We start from the raw sequence: 22094 nt of genomic DNA, 5'->3' as shown, positions 1-22094 counted from the left end.
TTAAGAAAAGGCATATATAATTAGATAAAGAAATTGGGGTGATTGAATGGAATTTATAAGTACTAGAGGAGTGGAATATGGGGTATCCTCTGCAATGGCAATAATAAATGGAATTTCTAAAGATGGAGGACTTTATGTACCTGAAAGTTTTCCTAGTGTATATTCATCATTAAAGAATAAAAAGGAATTTAGTTATGAAGAATTAGCATTTGAAATTATTAATGAATATTTTACTGATATTGATGATGAAGATTTAAAGAACGCAATTAATGAATCATATAATAATAGGTTTGAAGTTAAGGTACATAATAACTTTTTAGAATTATATCATGGTCCAACTTGTGCATTTAAGGATGCAGCATTACTATTTCTTCCACAGATAATGAAAAGAGCAAAAAAGATTTGCAATAAAGAGGAAGATATAGTAATATTAGCAGCGACATCAGGAGACACAGGAAAAGCAGCCTTAGAAGGATTTAAAAATGTTGATGGATTTAAAGTAGTGGTATATTATCCTAAGAAAGGTGTAAGTGCTATACAAGAAAGACAAATGATAACTCAACAAGGCAATAATGTTAAAGTTATCGGCATAAATGGAAATTTTGATGATGCACAAAAATCTGTAAAACAAATATTTGGAGATAATGATTTTAAAGATAACTTATTAAAGAAAGGATTTGCTTTATCATCTGCAAATTCTATAAATATAGGGAGATTAGTTCCACAAATAGTATATTATTTTTATGGGTATTTCAACTTGGTGAAAAAAGGGGTTATAAAACAAGATGAAAAAATTAATGTAGTAGTTCCAACAGGGAACTTTGGAAACATATTAGCATCATACTACGCGAAACAAATGGGACTTCCTATAGATAAATTTATTTGTGCTTCAAATGAAAATAAAGTTTTAACAGATTTCTTTAAAAGCGGTATTTATGATAAGAGACGTGAACTTGTATTAACGGAATCACCATCAATGGATATTTTAGTATCATCTAATCTTGAGAGATTGTTATTCGAGGCAAGTGGACGAAATTCAGAAGTTATAAATAATCTTATGAATTCATTGAATGAAAATGGCGTATACGAAATAAATGATGACATGAAAAAATTTATGAAAGAGTTTTATGGAGAATATGCTACAACAGAAGAAGTATCTAATGCAATAAAAGAAGTTTATGAAAAAGATAATTACTTAATGGATACTCATACGGCTGTTGGTTATGTTGTTAAAAATAAATATCAAGCAGAAACTAATGATACTAAAGAAGTGTTGATAGCATCAACTGCTAGTCCATTTAAATTCCCAAGAAGTATTTGTAAAGCACTAAATATTTCAAATGATGAAATTGATGATTTTGAGGTATTAAAGAAGTTATCTGAAATTACAAAAAACAATATACCATATAGTTTGGTTAATTTATCGGAATATGAAATTCTTCATGATGAAGTTTGGGATAAGTCTGAGATGAAAAAAGCATTACTTTCTTATCTTGGAATTGAAGGATAAATTATGATTAAAGTTAGAGTGCCAGCTACGTCAGCAAATATGGGACCAGGATTTGATTCAATAGGAATGGCAGTAGAATTATATAATGAATTTGCCTTTAGAGAAATAAATGATGGATTAAATTTTAATGGGATACCAGAAGAATTTTGTAATGAAGATAATATAATATATAAAGCTATGAAGTATTGCTTTAATAAGGCAGGTTATGTAATCAATGGGCTTGAAATATCTATATTAAAGCAAGATATACCTATATCAAGAGGACTTGGAAGTAGCTCTAGCTGCATAATTGGGGGATTAGTTGGAGCTAATGAAATTTTAGGGGGAAAATTTTCAAAGGATGAACTATTAGAAATGGCTGTTGAAATAGAAGGTCATCCGGATAATGTTGCACCAGCTCTATTTGGGGGAATAGTTGTTGCAATAATTGAAAATAATAAGACTGTATATAATAAAATAGAAATTAAAGATAAAGTTAAATTTATAACTATAATACCTGATTTCAGATTATCTACTGAAGAAGCAAGAAAAGTTCTTCCAAAACAAATTTCAAGACAAGATGGAATTTATAATATTGGGAGAGCAGCACTTATGATTTCTTGCTTTGCTACTGATAGATATGATTTAATAAGAAGTGCTTGTAATGATGCACTTCATCAAAATTATAGAAAAGAGTTGATACCTCACTTTGATGACGTTTATAATAAATGTTATGAGCTTGGAGCATTAGGGTGCTATTTGAGTGGTGCAGGACCAACTATTATGTCTATAATCGATAATGGGGCTAATGGCTTTAGCAATAATATTAAGCAATATTTAGAAGATCATAGTATTAAATGGGGAGTTTTAGAATTACAAGCAGATAACAAGGGGGCATTTGTAATAAAAGGAGATTGTCGATGAAAGGAAATTACTTAGTTATAGACAAAAGAGTTTTACCGGATGTTTATGAAAAAGTTGTTTTTGCTCAAAAGCTATTGAAAGATGGCAAGGTCAAAGAAATTACTGAAGCTACGAAAATAGCAGGGATAAGTAGAAGTGTATATTATAAATATAAAGATTATATATTTGATTTTGCAGAGACTTCTCAAGGCAAAAAAGTGACTTTCAATTTAATAGTTAAAGATCAAACAGGGGTTTTATCTGGAATAATAAATTATATTTCAGAACAAGGTGGTAACATACTAACTATAAATCAAGGTATACCTATAAATGGAATAGCAAATATAAGTGTTACAATTGATATGTCTACATTAATAGGAGATATAAAAACACTTTTAAATGGTTTGTCAGGAATACAACATGTTGAAAAAATAGAATTTGTAGCAATGGAATAAATTTAAAAAGTTATGTGATTAACTAAAAGGGGCTTATAAGGTAACATTTTAATAAGATTTATTAAAATGTTACTAAATATAAATAATTTAGTATAAATAAATCTAATTTATTAACAAGAAGAAGGCGTAGTAATATACGAACATTATATATTACTACGTCTTTTTCTTAATGTGTAAAAATATAGATTAGAAACCGATAATATAGGGAAATAACTAATAAATATGATATAATTGTAGTTATAAAAATTACATATATTAGGGGGATAACCATGGCAGTAAAGATAGTAACAGACAGTACTAGTTGTATTCCACAAAAATTACTTGAAGAATATGATATTTCAATTGCTTCATTGAATGTTATTTTAAATGGAAAAAGTTATAAAGAAATTGATTTAAATAACAAAGAATTCTATGAAGAGATGGAAAAAAGCAATGAAATTCCAACTTCATCACAACCAAGTATTGATGAACTTTTTAAAATATTTAAGGAAAAAGTAGTTAATGGACATGATGTTGTAGGAATATTTTTATCATCAAAGATGAGTGGAACATATTCAAGTTCTAATTTAGTTCGTGAAATGATTTTAGAAGAATATCCTGATGCAAAAATAGAGCTAATAGATTCAACAACTAATTGTATGCAGATGGGATATCAAGTGTTGGAGGCTGCAAGAAGTGCTAAATTTGGAAATAGTATAAATGAAGTTGTTAAAGCAGCAATACAAGTAAAAGAAAATAGTAGATTTTTATTTGTACCAGATACACTAAAGTATTTAAAAAAAGGTGGAAGAATAGGCGGAGCTTCTGCTTTACTTGGAACAATACTTCAAATAAGACCTATTTTAACAGTAGAGAATGGGGAAACTACAGTATTTGATAAAGTAAGAACAAAGAAAAAAGCAGTTGATACAATAGTAAATGAAGTTATAAAGAATGTTAAAGAAAAAGGTTTAGGCGAAGTTATAGTTCATCATATTAATTGTGAAAGTGAAGGATTAGAACTTGCTAAAAGACTAGAAGAAAAATTAGATATACCTGTTACTATTCAATATATAGGCCCTATAATAGGATTACATGTAGGTCCAGGCAGTATGGGGGTTGCATACTATACTAAATGTTAAATTCTTATATATAACAAAGACAAGTTTAATTAAAATCGCTAAATTTAAATTATTAATAATTTAAATTTAGCGATTTTTTTATTAGGCTGTGTTTTAAATATGTGTTGATATATTAATTTTTAGTATTCCTAAGTTCAATTACTAAATTCACTTTGCTTATACATATATCAACAGGCTGCTAAAACATAACCTTTTATTATTAAGAAATAAAAAAATTTAAGATTAAAAAGTGTGGCGAAATATAAAATTAGAAACTTTAATCTAAAATGTGGTGAAGTAAGTTTTACAAAAGCTTTTATAAAACTAATAAATTAAAAAGATTAGTACAAAATATAAAAAAAGATTAGGCTTATTTTGAGACAATTTTAGTATTGTAGTGTAAAATAATAATTAGTATAAAACAATGATTACTTATTGAGAGAAAGTTTTGATCTAAGAATATTATGTATACTATTTATTTAATAAAGCTTCTCATGAACAAGCGTTATTTTAAATATTCTTAAAATACAATAAAAAAATCTAATGATTAATAAGCCATATATTTAATGAAAGGACGAAAAAATAATGGAAGTTTATTTTGATAATAGTGCAACTACTAAACCTTTAAATGAAGTTATAGAAGAAGTCACTTATGGAATGAAAGAGTATTATGGTAATCCTTCTTCTCTTCATCGATTAGGGTTGAAAAGTGAAAGAAAGCTTAAAGAATGTAGAGAAGTTTTAGCAAAGACAATAAATGCAAATGAAAATGAAATATATTTTAACTCTGGTGCAAGCGAAGGAAATAATCAAGTAATTAAAGGTATATTAAAAAAAGGCGCTCATTTTATAACAACACCATTTGAGCATAGTTCAATTGCAAATACAATAAAGAATTTGGAAAGCAATGGAATTGAGATAACATATTTAAAAATAGATAGTAATGGAAAAGTAGATTTAAATGATCTTAAAAATTCTATAACTAAAGAAACTGCACTTGTATCAATAATGCATGTTAATAATGAAGTTGGGGTAATACAAGATTTAAAACAAATAGGTGAGCTAATAAAAGAAAATAGCAGTAGAGCTAAATTTCATGTGGATGCAGTTCAAAGTTATGGGAAACTTAAGTTAGATGTAAAAGAAATGAATATAGACTTTTTAACTGCTAGTAGTCACAAATTTTATGGTCCAAAAGGTTGTGGGTTTATGTATATTAAAAAGTCAAATATATTAAATCCGTTAATTGAAGGTGGTGAACAAGAATTTGGAGCTAGAGCAGGCACTCAAAACATATCAGGAATTATGGGGATGTCAGTAGCGGCTAAAATAGTAAATGATAATTTGAATAGTAACTATAATAAAGTCTACAAAATAAAACAAAGATTTATTGAAAAATTAGAATTGTTTAAAGATATTAAAATTAACAGTTTATTGAATGATGATTTCTCACCGTACATACTAAATATATCATTTAAAGGAGTTAGAGGAGAGGTTTTATTGCATTTTTTAGAAGAAGAAAATATATATGTATCCACAGGATCGGCATGTTCTTCTAAAGGTAGGATAAATAGTGGGAGCTATGTTTTAAAAGCTCTGAATTTAACTAAAGATGAAATTTTAGGCGGTGTTAGATTTTCATTTTCTTATGATAATACTGAAGAAGAAGTAGATTATGTGATAGAAGTCTTAGAAAAAGGTCTTAAATTTTTAAGGAGAATGAAGAGATAATGGAAAAATTAATTTTAGTTAAATATGCACCAGAAATATTTTTAAAAGGACTAAATAGAAATAAATTTGAAAAGAGATTAAGAGATAATATAGGAAAAAAACTAGAAGGAATAAAAATAGAATTTATACAAGATAGTGGCAGGTATTTTATAAAAACTGATAAAATTGATGAGAGTATTAAGAGATTAAGTAATGTTTTTGGCATATCTGAAGTAGCATTAGTAGATGTAGTAGAGATGGATATGAATTGTATAAAAAAAGCAGGACTTGAAAAACTTAATGAAGCTAAAGGAAAAACATTCAAAGTAAACACTAATAGGGCTAATAAAAATTTTGGTGAAAATTCAACATATATATCAAGGGATATAGGAGCTTATATATTAAATAATTGTGATAAAGAAATAAGTGTAGATGTAAAAACTCCAGATATTTTAATAAATGTTGAAATAAGAAATAAAAATGCATATGTATGGTCTAATACAGACATTAAAAAAGGAGTAGCAGGACTACCATATGGTATGAATGGAAGCACGATACTTATGCTATCAGGAGGAATAGATTCACCTGTAGCAGGGTATCTTATGGCTAAAAGAGGTGTAGAATTAAATTGTGTTTACTATCATAGTCATCCATATACATCAGAAAGAGCTAAAGATAAGGTTAAAGAGCTAGCAAAAATCTTAGCTTCATATACTGAAAAGATAAATTTATATGTTGTTCCATTTACTGAAATACAAATGGAAATTTTAGAGAAGTGTAGAGAAGATGAACTTACTATAATAATGAGAAGATTTATGATGAGAGTTGCTTGTAAAATAGCAGAGGAAAAAGGAATTCAATCAGTAACATCTGGAGAAAGTATAGGTCAAGTTGCAAGTCAAACAATGGAAGGTCTTATAGTAAGTAATGATTGTGCAGATAGACCTGTTTTTAGACCATTAATAGCTATGGATAAAACAGATATAATGGATATAGCAAGAAAGATTGAAACATATGAAACATCAATATTACCTTATGAAGATTGTTGCACTATTTTTGTGCCTAAACATCCAAAAACAAAACCAAGAGTTGATTCAATAAGAGAAGAAGAAAAGAGACTAAATATAAATGAACTTGTAAGAAAAGCTATTGATGAAATGGAGGTTATTATTTATTAATATTTGGTTCTGTTTTTATCAACAAATATTTAAATATGATTAACTTAAAAACATCTGGAGGCGTATCCTTTAGATGTTTATTTTTGGTATAATAAAATAAATATGAATTTATTAGGGGGGTAAAATATGGGATATATAGAAACAAAAATAAAAGGGCTTAAATTTAAGAAAACCACAGAAGAAGATATACCGGCTATATTAGAATTTATTAAAAAAATAGCAGTATATGAAAAGATGCTAGATGAAGTTGTTGCTACTGAAGAAACACTTAGAGAATCAATTTTTGAAAATAACAGGGCACATGCTTTGATTATAGAATTTAATAATAAAGTTATAGGGTATATAATATACTTCTTTAATTTTTCAACATTTATAGGAAGAGCAGGATTATATTTAGAGGATATTTACATAGATCCTGAATATAGAGGAAACGGCATTGGAAAAGAAGCATTTGAAACTCTAGTACATATAGCTAAGGAAGAAAAATGTGAGAGAATGGAGTGGGTTTGTTTAGATTGGAATGAATCATCTCTTAACTTTTATGAAAGCATAGGTGCTAAGCAAATGAATGAGTGGATAATTCATAGATTAGATAAAGAAGCAATACAAAAAATTGATGAATGTGGGCTTTAAAAATAAATTTATATTATAGTATGAAGCTCGTAGATGGGAATCTTTACTTTAATTATTATAAGAAAATTTTTAATGTAACTGGGTACTTATACTAAAATATATGGATCTATGTCTACTATATTGACATAGATCCAAGATTAAAATTTGTCAATTCGGAGACCGCTTAAATTGAAAAAATAAATAATTATTTAATAGCACCAATAATTTAAATATTAATTCTTTTTTTGAATAATTTTTGTAAAATAATCTGGTTTAAATAATTTTTGATTACGCATTTCTATCAGTAAATACTCACGCAATAAAAATTCACATGCATCATATCCATCTCATGAAAATAATTTAACAGTAAATTTAATAGTTCTGTCTTTCAATAATCTTTGCACCAGAACCAATTAAATGGTCTATTATTAAGCTCGCTGATTAATTTTTTTTATAAAATTTAGTTTTTAATAAATGTTCTACAGTCAAATATATAATTACAAAAATAAAACATTCAATCTCTAATAATATAATACTTATATTATTAATATCAGATTTATTTAATATTAATAATATCAAACAAATAAATAATGTAGAAAATCCAGAAATACTCCATATTAAACTACACTTTTTATTAACTGATATTAATATATTTTTATTATTAGAACATTTCTTGTCATGAGAAATACCTGAAAATAACATTGCTATAGGTGCAATTAAATCCAAAGTTTTATTTATCTTTTTAGATGAATTATATCTATATAGTATTCCTATCCAAATCATTATTAGTGGTATACAAATATTACAAATTAAAATAAAAATATTCATACAAACATCTCCTATATTAATATTGATAGATTAATTATTATATTAATTAAAATATTTTTTATTCAATAAATATTCCATCCTACTTACGGTTATTGAAAATATATTATTAATATATTAATTATAAAACAATAAAAATATCGAATTAACAAATTATAGTCAATATGATAAAATAAATGTTAATAAGATCTATGGTTAATATTGACATTAACAAAAATATACAGTATTATTAATTACAATATCGATTTAACGCGTTAAAGTAAAAGCAATAAGTGGGGTGGAGTAATGAATAAAAGAAATATGCTTCCAGAAGGGACAAGAGATCTTGTCTTAAATGAATGTGAAATAAAAAGGCACCTAGAAAAAAACATAGATGATTTATTTAGTAATTGGGGATACAGAGAAGTAATAACACCAACATTAGAATTTTATGAAACATTTAATTATTATCCAGAAAGCTTAAAAGAAGAAGAGATGTATAAGTTTTTTGATAATAAGGGAAGAATACTTGTTTTAAGACCAGATATGACAATACCAATAGCAAGATTAGTTTCTACTAAATTAAAAGGTGAAGCTTTACCTATAAGAATTAGATATATATCAAATGTTTTTAGAGTTCATGAGAGTTTAGGTGGTAGAAGAAATGAATATACTGATTGTGGTATTGAGTTAGTGGGGATTAATGGTATTGATAAGGATTTAGAAATATTGGTGTTAGCATTAGAGTCATTAAAAAAATTAGGGCTAAAGAATTTTAAATTAGAAATAGGTAATATAGAATTTTTTAATTCTGCATTTAACGATTTAAATATCAATAAGGAGAATAAAGAAAAGATAGCTAAATTGATAGAAGGAAAAAATTTAAAAAATTTAGAAGACTTTCTAAAAAGACTAGATATAAAAGAAGAGTATAGAAAATTTTTCAATAAATTACCTTGGATGTTTGGTGATAGAAAAGTGCTTGAAGAAGGAAAAAAATTAGCCTTTAATAATGCACTTTTAAAAAGTATAAGTTATTTAGAAGAGTTATATATTCAATTAGAAGAACTAGGATATAAAGAAAATATAACCTTTGATTTAGGGATGGTACCTAAACTTAATTATTATACAGGAATAATTTTTAGGGGGTATGGGGAAGACATTGGAGATAGTATATTAGCGGGTGGTAGATATAATAAATTAATAAAATCTTATGGCACTGATCTGCCAGCAATAGGGTTTTCAATTGATGTTGATTTAGTAGTGATAAAAAATATAGATAATAATGAGATAATGGAGAAAAATAGAGACATTTATAAATTTTTTTATGGTAACAAAGATGTAGTACAAGCTATAAAGAAAAGTGAGGAACTGCGAAAACAGGGAAAAGTAGTGGAATTATTTCATGATGAAGAGCTAAGTGAATTTAAAATAGTTAAATATGGGGGAAGATAAATATGGCAATAAGTATTGCACTTACGAAGGGGAGATTAGAAGAAGAAAGTATAAAAATATTAGAAAAAGCCAATTTTGATCCAGGTGAATTAAAAAATAAAGGAAGAAAATTAGTTTTTAATGATAGGAATGGAGATATTAAGTATTTCTTAGTTAAGGGAGCAGATTCAATAACATATGTAGAACATGGTGTTGCTGATGTTGGAGTTGTTGGAAAAGACACTATCTTGGAAAGTGGAGATAATTGTTATGAAGTATTAGATTTAGGGATTGGAAAATGCAAATTTATAGTAGCGTCATTGCCTGAAAATGATGTTTTTAAAAAGACTGGACATATAAAAATAGGAAGTAAATATCCAAATGTTGCAAAAGAGTATTTTAAAAAGAAACAAATGGATGTAGAAGTGATAAAAATAGAGGGGTCAGTAGAGCTTGCACCAATACTAGGGCTATGTGATGGGATTGTAGATATTATGGAGACTGGAACTACTTTAAAAGAAAATGGACTTATTGTTTTGGATAATATATTTGATATAAGTGCAAGGCTTATAGTAAACAAAGCTAGTTTTAAAATGAAACAAAATGAAATAAGGGAATTTCTTCATAGAGTAAGAGATGTAATCTGATAAGTTATATATGCTAAAAGACAATATAATAATTAACAATAGTAAATTGGGGGCGATTCAATTGTTAAATTTAATGGAAGTTAATGAAGCAAATAAGGGTGAATTAATTAAAGAATTAAATCAAAGAGAAGGTTCAATACAAAATGATGTTATGTTTAATGTAAGCACTATACTATCAGAAGTTAAGAGATTTGGAGACAAGGCGTTATTTAAATTTACTAATGAATTTGATAAAGTTAAACTAAAAAAATTAGAGGTTAAAAGTGAAGAAATAGAAAAATGTTTTGATTGTGTTGAAAAAGAATTTATTCAAGCACTACAAGAGGCCAAAGTAAATATTGAAGATTATCATAAAAAGCAAAAAACAAATGGATTTATTATGGCTAAAGATAAAGGGGTTTATTTAGGGCAAAGAGTTATTCCATTAGAGAGAGTTGGCGTATATGTTCCTGGTGGAACAGCAGCGTATCCTTCTTCGGTATTGATGAATGTTATACCTGCAAAAGTAGCTGGAGTTGATGAGATTATAATGGTAACTCCACCTGATAAGGATGGGGAGATAAATCCATATATAGGAGTTGCAGCAAGTATAGCAAAGGTAGATAAAATATATAAAGTTGGTGGGGCACAAGCTATTGGTGCGCTAGCTTATGGTACAGAAAGTATAAAAAAAGTAGATAAGATAGTTGGTCCAGGAAATATATTTGTTGCACTTGCTAAAAAATTAGTATTTGGAACTGTGGATATAGATATGATTGCAGGGCCTAGTGAAATTTTGATTATAGCAGATGAAAACTCAAATCCAAGTTTTATAGCTGCTGACTTAATGTCTCAAGCAGAACATGATAAATTAGCTTCATCTATATTAGTTACAACTTCAAAAAGACTATATGATGAAGTAGAAAAACAATTAGAATTACAAATTAAAAATCTTACAAGAAAAGATATAATAAGAGATTCTCTTAAGAAGTTTGGTAAAGCTCTAATATGTAAAGATATAGATGAATGCATAGATATATCAAATCTTGTGGCTCCAGAGCATTTAGAGCTCATGGTTGATAATCCAATGGAGTATTTAGGGAAGGTAAGAAATGCTGGTTCCGTATTTTTAGGAAGATATTCACCAGAGCCAATAGGAGATTATTTTGGAGGAACCAATCATGTACTACCAACTAGTGGAACAGCTAGATTCTTTTCACCATTATCTGTAGATAGTTTTATTAAAAAATCATCTTTCTTATATTATTCTCAAAAAGCTATTTTAGAAAATGGAGAAAAAATAATAACATTAGCTAATAAAGAAGGATTAACTGCTCATGCAAATTCAGTGAAAGTGAGGCTTGTATAAATGAATCAATATATAGATATAGATCAAGAATACCAAATAAGATTAAATAGCAATGAAAGTTATATAGACATGGATAATAATATAATGATAGAAATGAAAAGTAATTTATCTACTATAGAGCTTCACAGATATCCTGAAAATAATATGCTTGAAATAAGAAATCTATATGCTGAGTATGCTGGAACACAAAGTGAAAATATTATAGTTGGAAATGGATCTGATGAAGTGATTCAATTAGTTATAAGCCGTTATATAGGTTATGGTAAGAAAGTACTCACATTAGATCCTGATTTTACAATGTATGATTTCTATACTGACTTATTTGGAGGAAAAATAGTTAAGTATAAACTAGGTGAAAATATAGTATTTAATTTAGATGAATTTATTAAATTGGGGGAAAGGGAAAATGTAGATTTGATTATATTTTCAAATCCCAATAATCCAACAGGTCTATCATTAAGTAATAATGATATTATCAAATTATTAAAAAGATTTCCCAATATTCCAATACTGGTAGATGAAGCTTATTATGAATTTAATGGAGAAAGTATGATTTCATATATAAATGAATATAAAAATTTAATTGTTACAAGAACACTTTCAAAAGCATGGGGTTTAGCTGCTTTAAGGGTAGGATTTTTAATATCTAATAAAAACATATTAGAAAAATTAAGTAAAAAAAAGATACCATATACAGTTAATTCGTACTCTCAAGCTATGGTATTAACTGCATTGAAATATCCAGATAGAGTTATAGAAAATTCTAAAGTAATTATTGCTCATAGAGAAAAATTATTACTTCAACTTAAATCTATAGAGAAGGATGCTTCAATGGAGATAAAGTTTTATCCATCCAAAGGTAACTTTATATTTGGAAGAACATCACATAAGTATGCCTTATTAAATGGATTAAATGAGAAAGGGATATTAATTAGAAATTTTTCTGATGATACATTTAGAATAACAGTAGGTTCACAGTTAGAAAATAGAAAACTAGTAAATGTATTAAGAGAAATTTTTATATATCAAGTTGTAGAACAATATGCAAAATAGAATAGCTAAAATAGAAAGAAATACTAGTGAAACTAAGGTGAAAATAGATATTAATTTAGATGGAAATGGATTAAATAAAATTCATACTGGAATTGGTTTTTTAGATCATATGTTAGAATTATTTTCATTTCATAGTAATATGGATGTTTATTTATCTTGTGATGGGGATTTAAATGTGTGTGATCATCATAGTGTTGAAGATATTGGAATAATTTTGGGTAAAGCATTTAAAGAAGCCATAGGAGACAAGAAAGGAATAAATAGATATGGAACTTTTTTTCTGCCTATGGATGAGGTGTTGTCGTTAGTATCTTTAGATATAAGTGGTAGAGGTTTTTTAGTATTTGATTGTGAATTTACTAGAGAAAAAGTAGGGGGATTATCTACTGAAATGGTTGAGGAATTTTTTAGAGCTTTTGCATTAAATTCAGAAATAACATTACATTGTAAAATTTTATATGGAAAAAATGATCATCATAAAATAGAGGCTTTATTTAAAGGACTTGGAAGAGCTTTAAGAGAGGCAAAAGAAAGAAATGAATTAAATAAAGTACCATCTACAAAGGGAATATTGTAATTTAAGGGGGCTAAAAATTACATGATAGTTATAATCGATTATGGAATGGGAAATTTGAAAAGTATAAGTAATGCATTAAATAACCTTGAAATAGAAAATAAAATATCAAGTAATAAGAATGAAATTGAAAATTCTAAAGGAATTATATTACCAGGAGTTGGAGCATTTAAAGATGCAATGTGCAATATAAAAGAAAAGTCTTTAGATACTATAATAAAAAAAGAAGCTGAAAATGGAAAACCGCTCCTTGGAATATGCCTTGGAATGCAACTTCTTTTTGAAAAAGGATTTGAGAGATATGAAGAAGAGGGATTAGGACTTTTAAAAGGTAATATTGTTAAATTGAAAGAAGATAAAAATAATAATGTAAAGATACCTCATATAGGTTGGAATAATCTTATTTATAATAAAAAAGATGAACTTTGTAAATGTGTTGAAGAAGGTGATTTTGTATATTATGTTCATTCATATTGTGCACAAGGATATGATGAAGAGGATTTAATTGCTTATTCTGAATATGGAATTAATGAAATTCCTGGAATTGTTAGACATAAAAATATTATAGGTGCACAGTTTCATCCGGAAAAGAGTGGAGATGTAGGACTTAGGTTATTAAAAAACTTTGGGGAGTTGATTAAGTGATAATATTACCTGCAATAGATATAATAGATGGTCAAGCAGTGAGACTTTATCAAGGTGACTATAATAAAAAAGAAGTAGTTGCAAATGATATCTTTAATATAGCAAAAGAATTTGAATGTTTAGGTGCGGATTATCTTCATTTAGTTGATTTAGATGGTGCTAAATCTGGATATTGCGTTAATGAGAAGATAATATTAAAACTAGCCAAAACATTGACTATTCCTATAGAAGTTGGTGGAGGAATTAGAAACTTTAAAACTATAGAAAAACTAATAGAAAATGGTGTTTCTAGAGTTATTCTTGGAACCATAGCTATAGAAGATGAAGAACTTTTAAAAAAAGCTATTGAGTGTTATAGAGAAAAAATTTCAGTTGGTATAGATTGCAAAAATGGATATGTTTATGGAAGAGGATGGCTTGTAGAAAGCAAACTTAATTATTTAGATTTTGCAAAAAATATGGAGACCCTAGGTGTAAAAAATATAATAGTTACAGACATAAGTAAAGATGGAACATTAGAGGGTCCTAATGTTGATATGCTTATTGAATTGAAAAAACTTGTAAATATAGATATAACAGCATCTGGTGGAATAAAAGATATTGAAAATATTAAAGAATTAAAAAAAATTGATGTTTATGGGGCAATAACAGGAAAAGCCATATATTCGGGTAGCTTATCATTAAAGGAAGCAATAGATATAACAAGATAATTATAATTTAATTATTTATTAAAAAGGGGGTGAGTACATGCATACTAAGCGGATAATTCCTTGTTTAGATGTAAGGGATGGAAGAGTAGTAAAAGGTATAAATTTTAAAGGATTAATTGATGTAGGAAATCCAGTAGAGCTTGCAAAACATTATAATGATCAGGGAGCAGATGAATTAGTATTCCTAGACATAACAGCTACTCATGAAAAACGTGGAATAATGCTTAAAGTAGTAGAAGAGGTAGCTGAGCAAATTTTTATTCCATTTACTGTTGGAGGCGGATTAAGCTCATTAGAAGATATAAAAGCTATATTAAGAGCTGGAGCAGACAAAGTCAGTTTAAATTCAGCAGCTGTTAAGAATAAAAATTTAATAAAAGAAAGTGCATTTTATTTTGGAAATCAATGCATTGTACTAGCTATCGATGGTAAAAAAAGAATGGATAATTCAGGCTGGAATGTGGTTGTTAATGGAGGAAGAATAGATACAGGTATTGATTTATTATCATGGGTTGAAGAAGTAACAAAACTTGGTGCAGGAGAAATTTTATTAACATCAATGGATGCTGATGGTACTAAAAATGGTTTTGATTTAGAATTAACAAAAGCAGTAAGCAATATAACCAGTGTACCTGTTATAGCTTCAGGCGGATGTGGATGTTTAGAAGATTTTTATGAGGTGTTTAAAAATAATATTTCTGATGCAGCATTAGCAGCATCGCTGTTTCATTATGGTGAATTAACAGTTAAAGATGTGAAGAAATATTTGATTAATAAAAAAATACCCATTAGAGTATAAAGAATTTAAATTTAAAACAAAGCTAATTTTTAATATATTAGAGAGGTTTATATGAATATTGAGGAGCGCATAAATATTGTTGATTTTGATAAAGGGAATGGTCTGATTCCGGCTGTAATTCAAGATTATAAAAGTAAAGAAGTATTAATGTTAGGATATATGTCAAAAGAAAGTTTGAAGAAAACTTTAGAAGGGGATACTACTTGGTTTTATAGTAGAAGTAGAAAGAAACTTTGGAATAAAGGGGCTACATCAGGGAATTTTCAATATATAAAGGAAATAAAAATAGATTGTGATAATGACACTATTTTAATTACTGTAAATCAAAAGGGAGCAGCATGTCATACTGGAAACAAAAGTTGTTTTTATAGAGATTTTTAATATAGAATTGGAGTGGTTTTTATGGAAAATGAGATAAAAAATTTATATAGTACAATTTTAGAAAGAAAAATTAGTGGAGAAAATAGATCGTATACTAATTATCTCTTTACGCAAGGAATAAATAAAATTTTAAAAAAGGTTGGAGAAGAGTGCACAGAGGTTATAATAAGCAGTAAGGAAAGCAATAAAGAGGAACAAGTAAATGAAATATGTGATTTAACTTATCATATACTTGTATTAATGGCTGAGCTTAATATACCTTTAGAAAATATAAAAAATGAATTAAAAAAAAGAAGTGAAAGGATTAATAATTTTAAAGGTGAAAGAAAAGCAATAAAAGAATACTAAAAGTTAATATAATCTTTATTTAGGATTTGTTTTAATAAGATGTTAATATGTGAATGAGTAAAGTTAATTGCCACTTCACTTATTCACATATTAACATCTATAAAAACAGATATTTTATTTAAGTTTACATTAAACAAACTATATTGGAGTTTTTTAGTCTAATTATTTTAAAAAAATTCAGGTTTTCTATTTTTGAAATAAATGGGTTTTAGACCTAGTATTTCTGTTAGCGAAAGTGCATTTTTGAAATTAGTGGCTATGTCATTAACATTATGAGCATCTGAACCAAGGGTTATATATTTACCACCAAGTTCTTTATATCTATTGTAAATATCTATCATATTATGAAATGTTTCATTAGTATCAAGTCTTCGAGTATTTATCTCTAGTACTTTTCCTTTAGAAATTAATGTTTTAAATATTTTATCAAGTATTTCACCATGATCGCATAAAGCAATTTCATTGTTTTCAAACTTAGTATATCTGCAAGGATAGTCAAAATGTGCTAATGAATCAAAACAATCATATTTATTTATTACGTTTAGCATGAATTCAAGATAGTTATGAAAGAATTCTTTTTTAGTAAGATCATCTCTTTTACAATAGTCAACGTAAATATCTTCATCATAAACAGCATGTACTGATCCTAGTACAAAATCATAATTAAAATTTTTTGCTTTTTCGTTTATTGTATTAAATGAAGGAAGAGTTAAGCCTAATTCTATGCCTAAAAGTAAATTATTATTTTTATATTCTGAATAATTATCAAAGTAATTAGGAATATCTAATTTGAACAGATCTTTATCAGGATAATCTTGATCTAAATGTTCAGTTAGTGTAAGTCCTATATTTAATTCATTTGCTTTTGATATAGCATCAGATATTTTCATATCACTGTCAGATGAAAATATTGTATGAATATGGCTATCAAATATCAATTTAATCACTCCAATTTTTATATATTAATGTAGAAATATATGATATATATATTATAATAAGTTTATTCTAAAAAAGTCTGCATAATTAAAATGCAGACTAAATATTATGTCCATCTAAAAAATAACTAAATGAACAACATGGGATTTTGAAGAAGGTTTTATATTACAATATGATAAATAAAGTAATATTATGTAATTGAGTATAAAGTAATTATACATTATTTAGGGTTACTAAAACAATATTTTTCATAAAATTCATTTTAATAACAAATCATAAGGAGATGTGAATAAACAAAAAATATAGTAGGAGAATTAAAAATTATGATAGAAATAAAAAAAGAAGAATTATTAAAGGGTACTCCAGATTATGAGGAGTATTCAGAAAATGTATGCAATTTATCAATGGAAGAACTTAAAGAATTAGGTCTTTTAAAATGTGGTGGATGTTGTACTAAGAATAACCAATCTGTTGATTGTAATAAATGTACTGGGTGTAAAAGTAAAAAGTGCAGTAAGCATAAATTATAAAGAAAATATTAAATATAAATTAAGATATAGATTTAAAAGAAATAATAATATATAATTAATTTGGTTGGTTATAATATATGTATTTTGGAGGGAAAGTTTTGGCTAAACCAAGTATTTTTAGTAGAGAATATGAAAAACGCATGAAAAGAAGAAAAAGAAATTTTTTAATAATATTTATAATAATTAGTTTAGTGGTTATTATATCAATGATTAAAGTGTTAGGTAACACTACAGATTATTCAAATGTAAAACAAAAGATACAGGCATGGATAGATAGTGATTCAATTCAAAAGAATGATGAGATTTTATCGGAGCAAGGGATTGACCAAGTAGAAAAAGAACCAGAACTTCCTAAATCTGAAGAAGAATCTTTTGAAATAACTTTAAAAAATGGGCAAAAAGTTAAAGCTATATATATTAAAGAAAATGAAGATATAAAATTTACAAATATAGAGTCTAGTGATAAGGCATTGGTATATGATATCAGTCAATCTGGAAAAAAAATATTGATATTGGAAAATGATCAAACAATTACTTTATATAATGTAGATGGGACTTCTCAGATTATATCAAAAGAAGAATATAAATCATCAAAGGGTGACGTATTCACAAGAGAATCAACTATTATGAGTAATCCACAATATTTATGGAATTATAATCCCAAGTTTGTTAATGATGATAATATAGTTTTTGTTAGTAATAGACCTTATTTTGGAACAGCAGCAACAAAACAATATTTATGGATAACAAATATAAGTAATAATAGTGATGTAATAAAGTGGGATTTAGCTGGAGCAAAAATAGAAATTCTTGAACGTGAAGAAAAAGGAATAAAAATTACTGTAGATGGTAATATTTATTACATAGATGTAAATTGCAATATTGCTAAACAGTAATATTTATATAAATAATTTGATAAGAAACAGGGATTTATGGTATAATAACCTAGTTAAATTAGATGTATACTATTTTAGGAGGAATTAATAAGATGGAAGCTAAAGTTGAAAAGATAGAAACAAATGTGGTTAAATTAGAAATAAAAGTTGAAGCAGAAAAATTTGATGCCGCATTAACTAAAGCATATAATAAAAACAAAGGTAGATACAATGTGCCAGGATTCAGAAAAGGAAAAGTTCCAATGGCAATACTAAAGAAAATGTATGGCATTGAAATTTTTTATGATGATGCTGTTAATATAGCTATAGATGAAAGTTATAATGAAGCATTAAAGGCTGAAGATATCAGACCAGTTGATTATCCAAAGGTTGATATTGTTGAAATTGGAGAAGGTAAAGAACTTGTTTATACAGCAACAGTTACTACATATCCTGAAGTAGAAGTAGGAGAATATAAAGGTTTAGATATTAAAAAACCTTCATATGAAGTATCTGAAGAAGAAGTTGAAAAACAAGTAAAAGAAATGCAATCTAAAAATGCAAGAATTGAAACTAAAGAAGAAGGAACAGTAGCTGATGGAAACATAGCTATAATCGACTTCAAAGGATTCGTAGATGGTGAAGCATTTGAAGGTGGAGAAGGTACTGATTACCCATTAGAAATAGGATCAGGTACATTCATTGATAACTTTGAACAACAATTAATAGGTTTATCTATAGGAGATAAGAAGGAAGTTAATGTTACTTTCCCTGAAAACTATGGTAAAGAAGAATTAAATGCTAAGCCAGCAATGTTTGAAGTAACAGTAAAAGGAATCAAAGTTAAAGAATTACCAGAATTAGATGATGAATTTGCTAAGGAAGTATCTGAATTTGATACATTAGCAGAATTAAAAGAAAATATAAAGAAAAGATTAGAAGAATCTAATGATGCAAGAGCTGAAAGAGAATTTGAAGAAGCTGTTATAACTTCAATAATTGAAACTTCAAAAATAGATCTTCCAGAAGTAATGTTAACAAAAGAAATAGATTCTATGATGAAGGATCTTGAATCAAGATTACAATATCAAGGATTAAGCTTAGATCAATATATGGAATTCACTGGAAATACAATTGAAAAAATGAGAGAATTCATGAAAGAAAATGCTGAAAGAAAAGTTAAAGCTGACATAATTCTTGAAGCAATAGCTAAATCTGAAGATGTAAAAGCAACTGATGAACAATTAAATGAAAAAGCATTAGAGCTAGGTAGAATGTATGGACCTAAGGATCCTAAAAAGATGGCTAACATTTTATTAAAAGCTCAAAAAGGTATGATTGAAAAAGATATAATTATAGAAAATACTCTTAAATTAATAAAAGAATCTTGTAAATAATAGATATTATACAATTTTATAGTTTGAAAAATAATTGCCAGAAGTATTTCTGGCAATTATTTCAAATTTAAGATTAACATTTTGGGTATTTTTTTATATAATTTATATAAGAATCAATTTCAAATGTTGTTATATGAAAAAGGAGGGAATTATATGAGTTTAGTTCCAATGGTTGTAGAACAAACAAGTAGAGGAGAACGTTCTTACGATATATTTTCTAGATTGTTAAAAGAAAGAATAATTATGTTAAGTGGTGAAGTAAATGATGATTCTTCTAATTTAATAGTTTCACAATTATTATTTTTAGAAAGTGAAGATCCAGATAAGGATATATCTATATATATAAATAGTCCTGGAGGTTCAATAACTGCTGGTATGGCTATATACGATACTATGCAATATATAAAGCCAGATGTTTCTACTATATGTGTAGGTATGGCTGCTTCTATGGGAGCATTTTTATTATCAAGTGGTGCTAAAGGCAAAAGATATGCTTTACCAAATGCAGAAATAATGATTCATCAACCACTTGGTGGATTTCAAGGTCAAGCAACAGATATTCAAATACATGCTAATAGAATATTAAAAATCAAAGAATCTTTAAATAAGATTTTAAGTGAAAATACAGATCAACCTTTAGAAGTAATTGAAGCAGATGTTGAAAGAGATAACTTTATGACAGCAGATGAAGCTAAGACATATGGTTTAGTAGATAAAGTAATAACTAAGAACGAAACTGGAAAAGATAAATAAGAGTGTAATTTATTTATTGTACTAAGTGAGGTGAATATATGGCTAAATATGATGAAAAGAAACAGTTGAAGTGTTCATTTTGTGGTAAAACTCAAGACCAAGTAAAAAGATTAATAGCAGGTCCAGGAGTATATATTTGTGATGAATGTATAGATTTATGTTCAGAAATTATAGCAGATGAATTTGAAGAAACTGTGGAATTTGATACCAAAAGTGTACCTAAACCTAATGAAATAAAACAATATTTAGATTCTTATGTAATTGGTCAAGAAAGAGCTAAAAAGTCATTATCAGTAGCTGTTTACAATCATTACAAAAGAATTAATACTAATAAGCAAGATTCAGATGTAGAATTGTCAAAGAGTAACATTCTATTGTTAGGACCAACAGGTTCTGGTAAAACGTTACTTGCTCAAACACTTGCTAAAGTTTTAAATGTTCCATTTGCAATAGCTGATGCTACAACATTAACAGAAGCTGGATATGTTGGAGAAGATGTTGAAAATATTCTTCTTAAATTAATACAAAATGCTGATTATGATGTTGAAAGAGCAGAAAGAGGAATTATCTATATAGATGAAATAGATAAAATTGCAAGAAAATCTGAAAATCCTTCAATAACTAGAGATGTATCTGGCGAAGGTGTTCAACAAGCATTACTAAAGATATTAGAAGGAACAGTTGCTTCAGTACCACCTCAAGGTGGAAGAAAGCATCCACATCAAGAATTTATTCAAATAAATACATCTAACATATTATTTATTTGTGGTGGTGCTTTTGATGGCGTTGATAAAATAATAGAAAATAGAACAAGAAAAAGTTCTATGGGATTTGGTGCTGAAATTCAAGGTAAACATGAAAAGGACATTGGTAAACTTCTAAAAGAAATAATGCCAGGAGATTTACTTAAGTTTGGATTAATCCCTGAATTTGTTGGAAGACTTCCAATATTAGTCACTTTAGAATCATTAGATAAAGATGCTTTAATAAACATCTTAACTAAACCGAAAAATGCTCTTGTAAAACAATACAAGAAGCTATTTGAATTAGATGATGTTGAACTTGAGTTTAACAATGAAGCACTAACATCTATTGCAGAAGAAGCTATAGATAGAAAGACTGGTGCAAGAGGGTTAAGAGCCATCATAGAAGAAATGATGACAGAAATAATGTATGAAATACCTTCGGATGAACAAATAACGAAAGTTACTATAACTGAAGAATGCATTAAAAACAAAGAAAATCCTCAAGTAGAAAGATTACCGGAAGGTAAAACAAGGGGAACTTTAGCATCAAATAGAGTTAAAAAAGATATTGAATCAGCTTAATCTTAATACTGATATCTATTTAGATATCAGTATTTTTGTTCTTATATAGATATTTGAAAATCAATTAGTATTGACGTAATAAAAA

At 27.2% G+C, this 22094-nt stretch carries 24 protein-coding genes; 22 read left to right on the top strand and 2 right to left on the bottom strand.

What is annotated here, in order from left to right:
• Window positions 1–46: 46 nt before the first annotated feature.
• The 7 genes from thrC (at window position 47) to NG901_RS09090 (ending at window position 7468) form a co-directional block, all read left to right on the top strand.
• Window positions 47–1510, top strand: a complete 1464-nt coding sequence (thrC, locus tag NG901_RS09120; RefSeq protein WP_252213813.1) for a threonine synthase — start codon at window positions 47–49, stop codon at window positions 1508–1510.
• Window positions 1511–1513: 3 nt separating this feature from the next.
• On the top strand, window positions 1514–2413 hold the full coding sequence (gene thrB, locus NG901_RS09115; protein WP_252213811.1) for a homoserine kinase: 900 nt from the start codon (window positions 1514–1516) through the stop codon (window positions 2411–2413).
• Window positions 2410–2847, top strand: coding sequence for an ACT domain-containing protein (locus tag NG901_RS09110; RefSeq protein WP_252213809.1), 438 nt, complete (start codon window positions 2410–2412; stop codon window positions 2845–2847). The genes thrB and NG901_RS09110 overlap by 4 nt, the downstream gene beginning before the upstream one ends.
• Window positions 2848–3116: 269 nt before the next feature.
• Complete coding sequence (locus NG901_RS09105) at window positions 3117–3968, top strand: DegV family protein (RefSeq protein WP_252213807.1); 852 nt, start codon at window positions 3117–3119, stop codon at window positions 3966–3968.
• Between the two features lie 564 nt (window positions 3969–4532).
• A complete protein-coding gene (locus NG901_RS09100; RefSeq protein ID WP_252213805.1) occupies window positions 4533–5678 on the top strand; it encodes a cysteine desulfurase family protein in 1146 nt (381 codons plus the stop codon).
• The gene (thiI, locus tag NG901_RS09095) at window positions 5678–6835 is read left to right on the top strand and encodes a tRNA uracil 4-sulfurtransferase ThiI (protein WP_252213803.1); all 1158 of its coding nucleotides are present in this window, start codon (window positions 5678–5680) and stop codon (window positions 6833–6835) included. Before NG901_RS09100 ends, thiI begins: the two co-directional genes overlap by 1 nt.
• Before the next feature lie 126 nt (window positions 6836–6961).
• On the top strand, window positions 6962–7468 hold the full coding sequence (locus NG901_RS09090) for a GNAT family N-acetyltransferase (RefSeq protein WP_252213801.1): 507 nt from the start codon (window positions 6962–6964) through the stop codon (window positions 7466–7468).
• 420 nt (window positions 7469–7888) lie between these two features.
• On the opposite strand, the gene NG901_RS09085 is transcribed toward NG901_RS09090, so the two are convergent.
• Window positions 7889–8275: a hypothetical protein gene (locus NG901_RS09085; protein ID WP_252213799.1), complete on the bottom strand. Its 387-nt coding sequence runs from the start codon at window positions 8273–8275 to the stop codon at window positions 7889–7891.
• Between the two features lie 282 nt (window positions 8276–8557).
• On the opposite strand from NG901_RS09085, the gene hisZ reads away from it, so the two are divergent.
• From hisZ to hisE, 10 genes are all read left to right on the top strand, one after another.
• Window positions 8558–9706, top strand: a complete 1149-nt coding sequence (gene hisZ, locus NG901_RS09080) for an ATP phosphoribosyltransferase regulatory subunit (protein WP_252213797.1) — start codon at window positions 8558–8560, stop codon at window positions 9704–9706.
• A gap of 2 nt (window positions 9707–9708) precedes the next feature.
• Window positions 9709–10332, top strand: a complete 624-nt coding sequence (hisG, locus tag NG901_RS09075; protein ID WP_252213795.1) for an ATP phosphoribosyltransferase — start codon at window positions 9709–9711, stop codon at window positions 10330–10332.
• A 61-nt stretch (window positions 10333–10393) separates the two neighbouring features.
• A complete protein-coding gene (hisD, locus tag NG901_RS09070) occupies window positions 10394–11680 on the top strand; it encodes a histidinol dehydrogenase (protein WP_252213793.1) in 1287 nt (428 codons plus the stop codon).
• Window positions 11681–12733 carry a histidinol-phosphate transaminase gene (gene hisC / locus NG901_RS09065; protein WP_252213791.1) on the top strand — a complete coding sequence of 351 codons (1053 nt, stop codon included), beginning with the start codon at window positions 11681–11683 and terminating at the stop codon, window positions 12731–12733.
• Window positions 12723–13310 carry an imidazoleglycerol-phosphate dehydratase HisB gene (gene hisB, locus NG901_RS09060; protein ID WP_252213789.1) on the top strand — a complete coding sequence of 196 codons (588 nt, stop codon included), beginning with the start codon at window positions 12723–12725 and terminating at the stop codon, window positions 13308–13310. Before hisC ends, hisB begins: the two co-directional genes overlap by 11 nt.
• Before the next feature lie 21 nt (window positions 13311–13331).
• Window positions 13332–13952 carry an imidazole glycerol phosphate synthase subunit HisH gene (gene hisH / locus NG901_RS09055; protein ID WP_252213787.1) on the top strand — a complete coding sequence of 207 codons (621 nt, stop codon included), beginning with the start codon at window positions 13332–13334 and terminating at the stop codon, window positions 13950–13952.
• Entirely contained in the window at window positions 13949–14662 is a 714-nt protein-coding gene (hisA, locus tag NG901_RS09050; protein WP_252213784.1) for a 1-(5-phosphoribosyl)-5-[(5-phosphoribosylamino)methylideneamino]imidazole-4-carboxamide isomerase, read from the top strand. The genes hisH and hisA overlap by 4 nt, the downstream gene beginning before the upstream one ends.
• Before the next feature lie 37 nt (window positions 14663–14699).
• Window positions 14700–15461: an imidazole glycerol phosphate synthase subunit HisF gene (gene hisF, locus NG901_RS09045; RefSeq protein ID WP_252213782.1), complete on the top strand. Its 762-nt coding sequence runs from the start codon at window positions 14700–14702 to the stop codon at window positions 15459–15461.
• A 51-nt stretch (window positions 15462–15512) separates the two neighbouring features.
• Window positions 15513–15842, top strand: a complete 330-nt coding sequence (gene hisI, locus NG901_RS09040; RefSeq protein WP_252213780.1) for a phosphoribosyl-AMP cyclohydrolase — start codon at window positions 15513–15515, stop codon at window positions 15840–15842.
• A 21-nt stretch (window positions 15843–15863) separates the two neighbouring features.
• Window positions 15864–16190, top strand: coding sequence for a phosphoribosyl-ATP diphosphatase (gene hisE / locus NG901_RS09035; protein ID WP_252213778.1), 327 nt, complete (start codon window positions 15864–15866; stop codon window positions 16188–16190).
• 167 nt (window positions 16191–16357) lie between these two features.
• Here the strand turns inward: hisE and NG901_RS09030 are convergent, their stop codons facing one another.
• On the bottom strand, window positions 16358–17128 hold the full coding sequence (locus NG901_RS09030; protein ID WP_286673965.1) for a histidinol phosphate phosphatase: 771 nt from the start codon (window positions 17126–17128) through the stop codon (window positions 16358–16360).
• A gap of 321 nt (window positions 17129–17449) precedes the next feature.
• Between NG901_RS09030 and NG901_RS09025 the strand changes: the two genes are divergently transcribed.
• From NG901_RS09025 to clpX, 5 genes are all read left to right on the top strand, one after another.
• The gene (locus NG901_RS09025; RefSeq protein WP_252213774.1) at window positions 17450–17656 is read left to right on the top strand and encodes a hypothetical protein; all 207 of its coding nucleotides are present in this window, start codon (window positions 17450–17452) and stop codon (window positions 17654–17656) included.
• Window positions 17657–17754: 98 nt separating this feature from the next.
• Window positions 17755–18552, top strand: a complete 798-nt coding sequence (locus NG901_RS09020) for a hypothetical protein (RefSeq protein WP_252213772.1) — start codon at window positions 17755–17757, stop codon at window positions 18550–18552.
• Window positions 18553–18644: 92 nt separating this feature from the next.
• Window positions 18645–19928: a trigger factor gene (gene tig / locus NG901_RS09015; RefSeq protein ID WP_252213770.1), complete on the top strand. Its 1284-nt coding sequence runs from the start codon at window positions 18645–18647 to the stop codon at window positions 19926–19928.
• 153 nt (window positions 19929–20081) lie between these two features.
• Window positions 20082–20681, top strand: a complete 600-nt coding sequence (clpP, locus tag NG901_RS09010; protein ID WP_252213768.1) for an ATP-dependent Clp endopeptidase proteolytic subunit ClpP — start codon at window positions 20082–20084, stop codon at window positions 20679–20681.
• 38 nt (window positions 20682–20719) lie between these two features.
• The gene (gene clpX, locus NG901_RS09005; protein WP_252213766.1) at window positions 20720–22009 is read left to right on the top strand and encodes an ATP-dependent Clp protease ATP-binding subunit ClpX; all 1290 of its coding nucleotides are present in this window, start codon (window positions 20720–20722) and stop codon (window positions 22007–22009) included.
• Window positions 22010–22094 lie beyond the last annotated feature (85 nt).

The sequence above is a fragment of the Clostridium sp. CMCC3677 genome, from assembly GCF_023845585.1.
GTDB classification, from domain to species: Bacteria; Bacillota; Clostridia; order Clostridiales; family Clostridiaceae; genus Clostridium; species Clostridium aquiflavi.
This window is presented reverse-complemented; position numbering and strand designations above follow the sequence as displayed.